9 protein-coding genes are annotated in these 13056 nt (G+C 56.5%); all 9 read right to left on the reverse strand.

Translation table 11 applies throughout. The features are described from left to right. Positions 1 to 51: 51 nt before the first annotated feature. The gene (gene gltB, locus ATI45_RS11240) at positions 52 to 4500 is read right to left on the reverse strand and encodes a glutamate synthase large subunit (RefSeq protein WP_098419577.1); all 4449 of its coding nucleotides are present in this window, start codon (positions 4498 to 4500) and stop codon (positions 52 to 54) included. Between the two features lie 220 nt (positions 4501 to 4720). Continuing rightward, positions 4721 to 6304, reverse strand: coding sequence for an SPOR domain-containing protein (locus ATI45_RS11245; RefSeq protein ID WP_098419578.1), 1584 nt, complete (start codon positions 6302 to 6304; stop codon positions 4721 to 4723). 25 nt (positions 6305 to 6329) lie between these two features. Continuing rightward, positions 6330 to 7421 carry a 3-dehydroquinate synthase gene (gene aroB, locus ATI45_RS11250; RefSeq protein ID WP_098419579.1) on the reverse strand — a complete coding sequence of 364 codons (1092 nt, stop codon included), beginning with the start codon at positions 7419 to 7421 and terminating at the stop codon, positions 6330 to 6332. Beyond that, complete coding sequence (gene aroK / locus ATI45_RS11255) at positions 7414 to 7980, reverse strand: shikimate kinase AroK (protein ID WP_098419580.1); 567 nt, start codon at positions 7978 to 7980, stop codon at positions 7414 to 7416. The genes aroB and aroK overlap by 8 nt, the downstream gene beginning before the upstream one ends. Before the next feature lie 139 nt (positions 7981 to 8119). Beyond that, on the reverse strand, positions 8120 to 10237 hold the full coding sequence (gene pilQ, locus ATI45_RS11260; protein ID WP_098421726.1) for a type IV pilus secretin PilQ: 2118 nt from the start codon (positions 10235 to 10237) through the stop codon (positions 8120 to 8122). Continuing rightward, positions 10237 to 10809 (reverse strand): pilus assembly protein PilP, encoded by a 573-nt coding sequence (locus ATI45_RS11265; protein ID WP_098419581.1) that lies wholly within the window; start codon positions 10807 to 10809, stop codon positions 10237 to 10239. The genes pilQ and ATI45_RS11265 overlap by 1 nt, the downstream gene beginning before the upstream one ends. A 2-nt stretch (positions 10810 to 10811) precedes the next feature. After that, positions 10812 to 11423 (reverse strand): type 4a pilus biogenesis protein PilO, encoded by a 612-nt coding sequence (locus tag ATI45_RS11270; RefSeq protein ID WP_098419582.1) that lies wholly within the window; start codon positions 11421 to 11423, stop codon positions 10812 to 10814. Then, positions 11423 to 11989 (reverse strand): PilN domain-containing protein, encoded by a 567-nt coding sequence (locus ATI45_RS11275; RefSeq protein ID WP_098419583.1) that lies wholly within the window; start codon positions 11987 to 11989, stop codon positions 11423 to 11425. The genes ATI45_RS11270 and ATI45_RS11275 overlap by 1 nt, the downstream gene beginning before the upstream one ends. Further along, positions 11989 to 13053, reverse strand: a complete 1065-nt coding sequence (locus ATI45_RS11280) for a pilus assembly protein PilM (protein WP_098419584.1) — start codon at positions 13051 to 13053, stop codon at positions 11989 to 11991. Before ATI45_RS11280 ends, ATI45_RS11275 begins: the two co-directional genes overlap by 1 nt. Positions 13054 to 13056 lie beyond the last annotated feature (3 nt).

Genomic DNA, 13056 nt, shown 5'->3' on the forward strand with positions numbered 1-13056 from the left:
TCCGCCGCGGGGCGTATCCGTTGGGTGTCGACGGGCGGGCCCGCGCTGGCTTTATTCCGGGCGCGCCCGGGTGTTGGCCAGCAGGCTGCGCAAGTTTGCGGCCTTGGGCTTCACCAGCCAGAACCGACCAATGTAATCGTCGAAATTCGCCAACAGCTGCTGGCCCCACTCACTGGCGGTTTCCGCAATGTGTTCACGAATAACGCTGCGCAAATGATTGCGATAGGCTTCCATGTCTTCACTGGAGATTCGCTGTATCTCCACAAGCTCGTGGTTGTATTTGTCAACGAAGGTATTGTTCTGGTCCAGCACATAGGCAAAACCACCAGTCATACCCGCGCCGAAGTTGTGTCCAGTACTGCCCAGTACCGTCACCAGGCCGCCTGTCATGTACTCACAGCAATGGTCGCCTGCACCTTCTACCACCGCATGGGCGCCGGAATTGCGCACGGCAAAGCGCTCGCCGGCTGTACCGGCTGAAAACAGCTTGCCGCCGGTGGCGCCATACAAACAGGTGTTACCAATAATCGCGGTTTCCCGGGCCGTGAAAACACTGCCCCGGGGCGGGTAAAGCACCAGCTTGCCGCCGGTCATGCCTTTGCCCACATAATCGTTGGCGTCGCCTTCCAGTATCAGGTTCAGACCGGCGACGTTCCAGACACCAAAGCTCTGGCCAGCGGTACCGGTCAAATCCAGCGTGATGGGGGCGTCCGCCATGCTTTGGTTGCCATGCAGTGCGGCAATTTCACCCGACAGCCGCGCGCCAATGGAGCGGTCACAGTTCGTTACCCGGTAGCTCCAGGCACCACCGCTTTTGTTGTCTATGGCGCTGCGGACGTCACTGAGCATTTTTTCCGCAAGCGTGCCTTTGTCAAAGGGTTCGTTGCGCGCCATCTGACAGGTTTGCGGTTTATCCGCCGGGATCTGATCGTTGTTTAGCAAGCGGCTCAGGTCCAGTTTGCGCTGGCGCTCGGTATCACCCGGCAGACGCACCAGAAGGTCGGTGCGGCCTACCAGTTCCTGCAGGGAACGCACTCCCAGCTGTGCCATCCATTCGCGAGTTTCTTCCGCTACAAAGCGGAAGAAGTTCATCGCCATTTCCACCGTGCCTTTGAAGTGATCCTCGCGCAGCTGCTCATTCTGGGTGGCTACGCCAGTGGCGCAGTTGTTCAGGTGGCAAATTCGAAGGTATTTACAACCCAGCGCTACCATCGGCGTGGTGCCAAACGCAAAGCTCTCGGCACCCAGGATGGCGGCCTTTACCACATCCAGGCCGGTTTTTATGCCACCGTCGGTTTGCAGGCGAACTCTGCCGCGCAAATCGTTGGCTCGCAGGGCCTGTTGGGTTTCCGCCAACCCCAGTTCCCAAGGCGAACCGGCATAACGGATAGAGCTTAGCGGGCTGGCCGCCGTGCCGCCATCATAACCAGACACCGTAATCAGATCCGCGTAGGCTTTAACGACACCCGCTGCAATAGTGCCCACGCCCGGCTCAGACACCAGCTTCACCGAAACCAACGCTTGCGGGTTAACCTGCTTCAGATCAAAAATCAGCTGGGCCAAATCCTCGATAGAGTAAATGTCGTGGTGTGGTGGCGGCGAAATCAGCGTTACGCCCGGCACCGAATAACGCAAACGAGCAATCAACGCGTTCACTTTACCGCCTGGTAGCTGACCACCCTCGCCCGGCTTGGCGCCCTGGGCAATTTTGATCTGCATAACGTCTGCGCTGCGCAGATATTCAGCGGTAACGCCGAAACGGCCTGAGGCTATCTGTTTAATTTTGGAGCGTTTCTCGTTGCCATAGCGAGCCGGATCTTCGCCACCCTCACCGGAATTGGAGCGCCCACCCAGGGTGTTCATAGCCACCGCCAGGGCCTCATGGGCCTCTGGTGACAGTGCACCCAGGGACATTCCAGCCGAATCAAAGCGGGTGAAAATTTTCTCTACCGGCTCAACGTCGGCCAGGTCCACCGGCTGAATGCCTTCGCGCAGCCCAAGCAGATCCCGCAACGTAGCCACCGGCCGATGATTAACCAACCCGGCGTATTCCTGATACTGGCGGTAGTCGCCGCTGGTAACAGCGTCTTGCAACTTGGCCACAATATCCGGATTGAAAGCGTGATATTCCTGACCGTGTACGTACTTCAGAATGCCACCGGGTGAAAGAGGCTTGCGTGGCTTCCACGCCAGCTTGGCCAGTTGTTCCTGGTCGTGCTGGAAGTCGTAGAAATCGGCGCCCTGAATCCGGCAGGGCACGCCCTTGAAGCACAGGTCAGCCACTTCATCGGCCAGCCCGATGGCCTCAAAAAGCTGCGCTCCGCGATAAGAGGCAATGGTGGAGATGCCCATTTTGGACAGGATTTTGAGCAGGCCTTTGTTGATGCCTTTACGATAGTTATTCTTGGCGTCGATGGGGTCGACCAGCATTTCGCCGGTGCGAATCAGGTCATTAAGCACCTGGTACGCCAAGTATGGATACACCGCCGTGGCGCCAAAACCGAACAGCACCGCAAAATGGTGAGGGTCTCGCGCCCAACCGGTTTCTACCACAATATTGGAGTCGCAGCGTAAGCCTTGAGCCACAAGGTGGTGGTGCACGGCGCCGGTCGCCATGAGGGCGTTCACGGGAAGCTGGCCTTGCTGCAAATCGCTGTCACTCAGAAGAATCTGCGATTTGCCATCGCGCACCGCCTGTTCTGCAGTGGCGCACACGCGCCTGACGGCCTGCTGAAGACCTTCTTCCGGGGCATAGCTCAATGGGATTGTTGCTACCGCAAAGCCGGGGCGTTTATTTACCCGCATACGCTGGAATTTTGCCGGCGACAGCACCGGTGTATTCAGAATCACCCGATCGGCGTGCTCGGCCGCTTCTTCAAACACATTGCGCTCGGCACCCAAGCAGGTTTCCAGCGACATCACGATGGCTTCGCGCAGTGGATCGATGGGCGGGTTGGTAACCTGGGCAAACTTTTGGCGGAAATAGTCCGCCAGGTGACGCACTTTGCTCGACAACACCGCCATTGGCGTATCGTCGCCCATGGAGCCCACGGCTTCCTGACCGTTCTCGCCCAAAGGGCGCAGTATCTGGTCGCGTTCTTCAAATGACACGTTGAACATCTTCTGGTGCACCAGAATTTCGTCGGCGCCCAGCAGTTCGAAATCCGGGGCGTCCTGATGCAGCGTGGACTCTACCCGCAGAGCGTTTTCCCGCAGCCAGCGTTTATAAGGCTGAGCCGTTTTCAGACGCTGATCGATATCGCGGGTGTGCAGAATCTCGCCGGTTTCTGTATCAATGGCCAGCATCTGCCCGGGGCCAACGCGACCCTTTGCTACCACGTCATCCGGTTTGTAACCGTAGGTGCCGATTTCCGAAGCGACGGTGAGAAAATCGTTTTTGGTATGTACCCAACGCGCCGGGCGCAGGCCGTTGCGGTCAAGCATACACAAGGCGTAGCGGCCGTCGGTTAATACCAGGCCGGCAGGGCCGTCCCAGGGTTCCATGTGCATGGAGTTGTATTCGTAGAAGGCGCGCAAGTCTGCGTCCATGGTGTCTACGTTTTGCCAGGCCGGCGGCACCATCATCCGCGCGGCGCGGAACAGATCAACACCGCCTGCCAGCAGCACTTCCAGCATGTTGTCCATGCTGGACGAATCGGAGCCGGTCAGGTTGACCAGAGGTTGCAACGTTTTCAGGTCCGGCAGGCGCGGCGAGCTGAATTTTGCAGCACGGGCAATCGCCCAATTACGGTTGCCATCAATGGTGTTAATCTCGCCGTTGTGAGCAAGGTAACGGAATGGCTGTGCCAGCGGCCAGCGCGGCATGGTGTTGGTGGAGAAGCGCTGGTGGAATACGCAAATAGCGGTTTGCAGATCCGGGTCGTCCAGATCGCGATAGAAGTTCGCCAGGTCCGCAGGCATCATCAAGCCTTTGTACGCCAGCGTGCGGTGCGACAGGCTACAAATATAGAATTCGCTGTCGTCAGCCAGATCGCGCTCGGCAAAGCGGCGACCTACAAACAGGCTGATGGCAAAGTCACTTTCGGGCTTGCCCGCAGGCAATACAAACACCTGCTCAATGCGTGGCATGCAATCCAGCGCCATGGGGCCCAGAAAAGAGGTATCCACAGGCACATTGCGCCAACCCATCACCTCCAGCCCCTGTTCACACAGGCGCTTTTCCAGAACCGCCTTTGCGGCGCCTGCCTGGCTTTCATTCGGGCTCAGAAACACTTGGCCCACCGCGAACAGATCACCGGGTTCCTTGCCAAACTGTGCGCGGGCAATCTTGCGTAGAAAACTGTCCGGGCTTTGCAACAACAGCCCACAACCATCGCCGGTTTTGCCATCGGCGGCAATGCCGCCGCGGTGAGTCATACAGGTTAGCGACTCAATGGCGGTTTGTAGCAATTGGTGGCTGGCTTCGCCCTTGGTGTGAGCAATCAGGCCAAAGCCACAGTTATCTTTGAATTCACCGAGTTGGTACAAGCCAGTTGTCATAAGCGCAGTCTCTCTATAAAAGCTTTTTTATCAGAGAGCTATCGAAAATCGCACAAATAGTTCTCTGACATTTCTAACATCAGTCGGACAGTTTACGCAGATGAAAATTCGCCGCTCAAACGGCTTTTTGAAATTTTTAACGTTATGCACCAGCACAGGTCACGAAAAACCCGACAACTCTATCAGCGCACCAAAACGAGTCGATTTTGACCCTTCGGGACTACAAACTCCGGTTCTCACGCACCCAAGGCGCACCTGAAACCAGACCAGAGGGCAACGTTTGCGCCGCCTGCTGCGCGGCATCCTTAGTAGCATAATTGCCCTGAAACACCATAAACCACTGTTTGCCGTTGCGCTCACCGCGGGTATACACCATTGCATCGACCTGCGGATAACGACGCAGAGCATTCAATGCGGTTTGCTCAAGGTTGCCGGCAACCAGCTGAATGGTCCAGCCACCACTGCTGCGGCGCTCCGCCAAGGGCACGAAGCGATCCGGCATGGCCGGCGTGAACGCAGCTTGGGCAGGCACTGCCTCCGCTGCGGTTCGCGGCGAAGGTACAGGCACAGGCTGAACTTTAACTACCGTTGCCGGCACAGGCTCTGGCTCTGGCACAGGCTCTGGCTCTGGCACAGGCTCTGGCTCTGGCACAGGCACAGGCTCTGGCTCTGGCTCTGGCACAGGCTCTGGCTCTGGCTCTGGCTCTGGCTCGGGCTCGGGCTCGGCTACCGTTGCAGGTTCGGGCTCTGAATCATCCATGGCAACGACCGGCTCTGGTGCGGCCGATCCCGTTGACGGCCCTGCCTGCGCTGCCGTGCCTTGCTCTGGTGCTGCCTCCGGGCCGATGGTTATGCTCTTGCGCACGCGCTCCGGGGTTTGCGCCTGGGCGCTGGCGTCTTCTTCGCTCTTCACTGTGTCGTACTGGCGGGAAACAAACCACCAAGAAGCGGCGAGCAAAATCAACGCCAGTAACGGCCACCCCAAAGTGCGCCAGGGCATCCTGGTACGATGCTGCGCAGGAGCAGCCCGCCCCGCCATATCCAGCCACACACTGGGTGTTATACGCTGAATCGCGGAAAAATTACCAAGGCTGCGAGTATAAATCTGTTTTAAGCGATCCGGGCTTAACAACTCACCGGCATTCCCGCCAGCAAGCTTGACCCTGGGCCGCAGGTAGTCCGCCAGTTCGTCCCGGCCTAAGGGCGCCAGTGTAATCTGGTGCACGTTTCCCGAAGCCTGTTGCGCCAGCTCCATCATGCCAGGCAGCGCTTCCGTGCCGGCGAACACCGGCAAGGCTGCCAGACTGCGGTTGGCGCCCAAAAAACCGTTCTGCAAAAGATTCAACACTTCTGTCGGCGCCTGTTCGGCGTTATCGATCAGCAGAACCATGCGCTGGCCTTTGCCGGCACGCTGCTCAGACCATTTAAAAAACTGCGATAGGGCAGCCTTGGGGCCGGCCTCTAAATCCAGACTGCGGGCCACTATGGACAAATCTCGCATCAGTGCCTGAGAGCTACCCAAGGCTGCACCGCCCAAGCGATGAAACTCCAGCCGCGACGATTCACTGCGCACCAGTTCTGCCAGCAGCCGGGTTTTACCCAGCCCGGATGGGGCGCTAACCAAAACGACCATGTCGCCGAAACCACTCATCTGACGCAAGGATTCAAGGGCAGATTGGCGCTGCGCGCCGGCAAAAAACGGAGCTTCCATCGCGGAAGGGTCTGCCCGCAGACCAAAGCGCTCCTGCAGGCGAGGGAAAAGCCCCCCGACTTCCTGGCTGTTCAGATTGTCGTCGTTGACCATGGCGATGTCGTCTCGGGCTCGGTGTTCAAAGCTGGCAAAAAGCGTTCAGGGTTGCTTCAAGGTTTTTGCGCGCAGTTTTGGCGGTCACAACCGCTTCGCCCACCGCTTGCAGCAGAACCAGCCTGAGCTGCCCGTCTATATTCTTTTTATCCACCGCCATCAGCTCTATGAAGTCGTCCGGGCGCATAGCTGCAGGCGCCAACGGCGGCAATCCGGCACGGCTGATCAGGCTGCAAATCTGCTGACATTCGGCGGCACTGATAAAACCTTCGCGGGCGGACAGATCCGCGGCCATCAACATGCCGGTGCCAACGGCTTCCCCGTGTAACCAGTTGCCATAGCCGGCGAACGTCTCGATAGCGTGGCCGAAGGTGTGGCCAAGATTGAGTATTGCCCTTAGACCGCCTTCGCGTTCATCAATGGCCACCACTTCCGCCTTGCAGACGCAAGAACGGTAAATGGCCTCTGCCACGTGCAGCGGATCTTTTTTGAGCAAAGACCCAAGATTCTTATCCAGCCAGTGCAGCAAAGGCAGATCACGAATCAGACCGTATTTGATGACTTCCGCCATCCCGGCACACACTTCCCGGTCTGGCAGCGTCACCAGGGTATCGGTATCAATCAGCACGGCCTGGGGCTGATGAAAAGCCCCTATCATGTTTTTACCCAGGGGATGATTGATGCCGGTTTTGCCGCCAACAGAGGAATCCACCTGCGACAGCAGAGTTGTTGGAATCTGGATGAACGCTACGCCGCGCTGGTAGCTTGCCGCCGCAAACCCGGTCATGTCCCCCACTACGCCTCCGCCCAGGGCTACCAGGGTGGTTGTGCGATTGTGCCTGTGCTGCAGCAGAGCATCAAAAATCAGGTTCAGGGTTTGCCAGTCTTTGTGTTTTTCGCCGTCTGGCAAAATCACCGAGTCTACCTGCTTGCCTGAAAAACAGGCTTTTGCCTGCTCCAGATAAAGCGGGGCCACGGTGTCGTTGGACACAATCATCACCTGAGATCCGCCAACATAAGGCGTTAAATCGTATTGGCCCAACAGTTGCCGGCCAATCAGTATCGGATAGCTGCGCTCACCCAGATCTACCTCAAGTTCACGGAGTAATTCAGGCATGATGACGACCTTCCTTTCGAATCTGGCGTATATGGCGGGGTGTTTTCGGGTTCAGCAGATTAATCAGTTGGCGCACCACCAAGCGCGGGCTCTTGCGATCCGTGTACATGGTGATGGTGGCCAACTCAGTGTAAATGGGGTCACGGATTGCAAACAGATGGCGCAGCACGGCTTCCGGATCCGCTGTTTGCAACAGCGGACGATTGCGGTCTTTGCGAGTGCGTTCTACCTGGTGCTCAACCGAGGTGCGCAGGTAAACAATCACTGAATTACGGCGCAGCAGTTCGTGATTTACGTCGCGCGTAACCGCGCCTCCGCCCGTAGCCAGAACGATACCGGCCTCGGTAGACAGTTCGCTCAGCATGGCGGTTTCGCGCTGGCGGAAGCCGTCTTCACCCTCTACGTCAAAAATCCAGGGAATATTGGCACCGCAGCGCTCTTCAATAATTCGGTCGGTATCCAAAAAGCGGTAGCCCAGCTCACGCGCCAGCATACGGCCGATGGTACTTTTACCGGCCCCCATGGGACCAACCAGAATAACTCGCTTGGGCAACAACATAACGTCCGCTCAATAGGGTTCAAGCCGGTCAGAATAGCATAGGGGCCGTCATTCTATAAGATTGTCCAGTTCTGCAGCGGGTTTCCCGAACACAAAAAAACCGCCGATTTGCAGCGGCGGTTTTTTTGTTGCGGATAACTTACCGAACCAGGTCGTTTTTGATGATTTTCGGAGTAATGAAAATCAGCAGTTCACTGCGCAGCTCAGTGCTCTGGGTGCGCTTGAACAACCTACCCAGGTAGGGAATGTCGCCCAAGAACGGTGTTTTGGTAGTAGTTTCGGTGTTGGTCGATTCGAAAATACCGCCCAGAACGATGGTTTCACCGTTGGCGACCAGTACCTGAGTTGTCACCGAGTTGGTGTTTATGGCCGGGCCGTCGGGGGTGTCTTCGCCACGGGAGTCTTGATTCACCTCAAGGTCCATGATGATTTTGTCATCCGGTGTGATCTGCGGCGTTACCTCCAATGACAACACCGCTTCTTTAAACGACGTAGTGGTGGCGCCGCTGCTGCTGGCTTCCTGATACGGAATTTCCGTACCCGATTTGATAGACGCGGTCTGGCGATCCGCGGTTACAACTCGTGGCTGAGACACAATTTCTGCTTTGCCATCGCTTTCCAAAGCCGACAGCTCAAGGTCTACCAGAAAGTCGCCGCCACTGAAACCAACCGCAAACGATGAGGCACTATCGCCAGATACGCCAAGATCTACCGCCAAAGCGCCAGGGAAGGTAACCGAAGTTGAATTCGCACCGTCGGCGCTCATTACACCGCCGACCGTTTCCAGAGAACCACCAACAATCGTTTCGTTGTTGCCATTATTACCATAAGAAGCACCGCCCCAGCGAACGCCCAGGCTCTCGGCCACGCTGGTCTGCGCACGTACAATCCTGGCTTCGATGGAAACCTGACGCCCGGGCACATCCCAAGTGGACACCAGGCGACGGATCTCATCGAGTTTCTCAATGGTTTCACGCACACTGATGGTGTTGGTTCGGGCGTCTGAGGAAATGAAACCGCGGCTGGAAATAAGCTCTTGGTCAGCCTGCACCAGCGCTACCACTTCCGCCGCTTTGGCGTAATTGACCTGAATGATGTCAAGGCGCACCGGAGCCAGCTCAGCGATTTGCTTACTGGTTTCCAGTTCCAGCCGTTCACGAGCCGCAATTTCGTCAGCCGGCGCTACCAGTAACACGTTGCCGATCTGGCGCTTGTCCAGGCCTTTGGTTTTCAAAATCAGATCCAGCGCCTGATCCCAAGGCACGTTCTGCAAGCGCAGAGTAATGCTGCCACCAACGGTGTCACTGGCCACCAGGTTCAAGCCGGTAAAATCGGCAATCAGCTGAAGCACCGAACGAACTTCAATATCCTGAAAGTTTAGCGAGAGCTTTTCGCCGGAATACGGGAACTTCTCCTCGCGGCGGGTTTCCGCCTCTTCCTCGCTTAGCCGTTCAACACTCACGGTAAATTCGTTGCCAGACTGGTACGCAATGTAGTCGTAATCACCTTCCGGACGAATTTCTATGACCGCACTGCCACCCTCAATAAAGGTGTCGATCCGTTGTACCGGCGTGGCGAAATCTGTGACGTCCAGACGGCGGCGCAGGCGCTCGGGCACGGTCAGATCCGGCATGGTCAGGCGAATTTTTCCGCCCAGCTCGCTCAGGTCAACCTGAGTCGTCGCACTGGCCAGACGCACCACCACACGGCCTTCACCTTGTGCGCCGCGACGAAAATCAACGCCCACCAACGCCGGCGCTGCGTCCGCTGACGAGGCAACAGGGCTGGCAACGTCAGATCCAGAAACGTCACTGGCTACGTCGGCGGAATCGCCGCCAATAATCATAACCAACGAGTTTTTATCGCGCTGTGTGGTGTAAGGAACCAGCTCAATCAGGTTGAAAATAAGGCGGGTGCGGTCGTTGGTTTCAACAACGGTCATGCTTTGCGCATTCCCGCTACCCAGCGGCAGGCTGCGGGCACCCAGAGCGCTGGTGGTGTCTTTCAGGTCTACCGCAATACGGGCCGGGCGTTCAATGGTGTAACCCGTCGGCTCAGGCGGTGGGCCGTCAAACTGCAAAGTCACTTCCAGCCGATCCCCGGGTAAAGAAGAAAACGACACATCCTGCAAAGTGGCAGCGCTAGCCAGGCTGGACAAAAACCCAACGGTTAACGCGCAGACAATTACGTTGAGTTTTTTGAACATCGCTAGCCTCGGCTTCAAGCATTTTTGTGCATTCATATTGCTGTTATTCATCATCGTGCCGCTCCATCGCTATCACCTTCGTCCAGCGACAGTTGGCGCGGGCGTTCTACCCATCCGCCACGGCCGTCGGGCACGATTTCCAACAGTTCGACGCGGGTCTCGCCTACACCCACAATACGACCGTAGTTTTTACCGATAAAATTGCCGCTGTTGATACGGTGAATGCCGCCACTGTTGTCTTTTAACAAGGCAAACAGCGTGCCTGCACTGTTACGCAGGGTGCCCACCATATCCAGATCTTTCAGATCGAAGTTTTCCAGCACTTCCCGCGGCCGGTCCAGATCCGGCTTTACGTCACTCATCGCTTGCTGTTCCTGCTCGCTGATCATCGTCAACTGCACGTCGATGGGCGGCTCAAACGGCGAGCGCTGATCTGCCGCCGAATAGCTAAACGCCTCGTAAGCGTTGAACTCCGGCAATGGTTCGACAAAACCCCGGGGTTTTGCGCGGGTCTCTTCCATAAACACGTCAAGATCGGAAAAGCCGCTGCTCTGGGAGCAGGCTGTCAGCGACAATGCCAGGCACAGGCCCAGACAGGCTTTTCCGGCATGGTTTACCGTCATGCTCATTCTCCGGCCCGGTAGCGATAGGTCCGGGCAACAACCTGCATGTCCAGCTGATCGTTGTCCGCTCCGGTGGGTTTGATGGTCAAATCATGCAAAGTCACAATACGCGGCAAGCTCGCCACGCTGCTAACAAACGCAGCCAGCTTATGGTATGAGCCCGACACCCGAATATTTATAGGCAATTCGGAATAAAAATCCCGTTTCTGCTCCGGCTGCAGCTTCACTTCCTGCAAAGCCAGACCGCTACCCAGCGCGGTATTGGTAATGTCTTCCAAAAGGCCTGGCACTTCGGTTTCACTCGGCAACTGACGTACCAGCGCCCCGAAGGTCTCTTCCATTTCGACCATCTGCGCTTTGAACACGCTGAGGTTAGCCACCTGATAAGCCTTGCTCTCATAACTCTGGCGCAGCTCCAGCTCTGTACTTTTCACCCGGTCCAGTTGCGCAAACTGGTCTTTTATAAAGAACCAGTAGCCGCCACCCATAATCAAGCCAAACACCAGCAGAAGCACAATGGCTTTGACCGGTGCCGGCCAGATACCGGCGTTATTCATGTCCAGATCGTTGATATCGAATTCGTTCAGGCTTTTCAGCGAGTCCGCTAGGCTCATTATTTCTCCTCCCCTTCAACGACGCCAGGGGTTTGCTGACTGACGGACAGATTGAACTGACTGTAACCTGCACGGCGGGCATCCGCCGCCGACACGTTGGACAGATTGGGATTGGTAAACCAGTCGGAATCTTCAAATTGCCGCATCAGCGACGAAATCCGGCTGTTAGACTCTGCCATACCTACAACATCCAGGCGGTCACCGACTTTCTTCAGATCATTGAAATACAGGCCATCGGGCACGGTGCGGACCAGCTCGTCGAATACCCGCACAATAACCGGGCGCTTGCCCTGCAAGTCCTGAATGACCTTCATGCGCGCCAGCAGCTCGTTACGTTTACGCTTCAGGCTTTCAATTTCTTTAATCTGCTCATCAAGCTTGCTAGTGGCTGTTGAAATATAAGCATTGCGGGATTGTTGGTAAGCAATGCGGCTGTCTACATTATTTTTCCACAAAAACGCCAAACCGCCTGCAATAATGGCAGCGCCCAGCAGCATCACCACAAACTGTTTCTGTTTTTCTGCGCGCAGCTCTTCACGCCAAGGCCGAAGATTGATTCTTGCCATCAGTCGAAGCTCCTCATTGCCAGACCACACGCGATCATCAACGAGGGGGCATCGTTACTCAACGCCGACGCATTAACCCGCGAGCTCACAGCCATGTCCGCGAACGGGTTGGCTACCAGCGTGGGCGTGCCCGTTTTTTCCTCTACCATGTCAACAAGCCCGGGTATTGCCGAAGTGCCGCCGGCCAAAACCACATAATCCACCGAGTTGTACTGGCTGGCACCAAAAAAGAACTGCATCGCCCGAGCGACTTGCTGCACCACCGCCTCGCGAAACGGATTCAGCACTTCGGCTTCATAATCGTCGGGCAAACCACCCTGCTTTTTGGCCAGGCCGGCTTCCTCCAGCGACAGACCATAGCGGCGCTGGATTTCTTCGGTTAGCTGTTTGCCACCAAAAACCTGTTCGCGGGTATACACAGTTTTGCCTTCGGCAATCACGCTCAGCGTAGCCATGGTGGCGCCCACATCCATGATCGCCACAACCAGATCGTCGGCGTGGGAGTTCAATTGCGATTCAATCAGTTGATAGGCACGTTCGAGGGCATAGGCCTCTACGTCAACCACTTTGGTGGTCAGGCCGGCAATATCCAGTGCGCCTTGGCGCACATCAACGTTCTCTTTGCGGCAGGCAGCAATCAGTACATCAACCTTATCCGGATTGGCTTCAGAGGGACCCTGTACCTCGAAATCAATCGCGACTTCATCCAGCTGATAAGGAATGTATTGGTCGGCCTCCAGGGCAATCTGGTCTTCCATTTCGAATTCGTTAATGCCGCCATCCATCTGGATCACTTTGGTGATCACCGCGGAACCGGACACGGCAACGGCCACTTGCTTGACGCCGGAGCGGGATTTGGATACCACACGTTTGATCACGTCACCTACGGCTTCGACGTTCGTGATGTTCTTTTCCACCACGGCATTTGCAGGTAAAGGTTCGACGGCGTAGCTTTCAACCCGAAAGCGGTCGCCCTGTTTTGACAGCTCCAAGAGCTTGACCGAGCTTGAGCTTATGTCCAAGCCCAGCACAGCACAGGATTTCTTCCCGAAATATCCAAACACGCG

It is taken from the genome of Marinobacter sp. LV10MA510-1, from assembly GCF_002563885.1.
In the GTDB taxonomy this organism is placed as follows: domain Bacteria; phylum Pseudomonadota; class Gammaproteobacteria; order Pseudomonadales; family Oleiphilaceae; genus Marinobacter.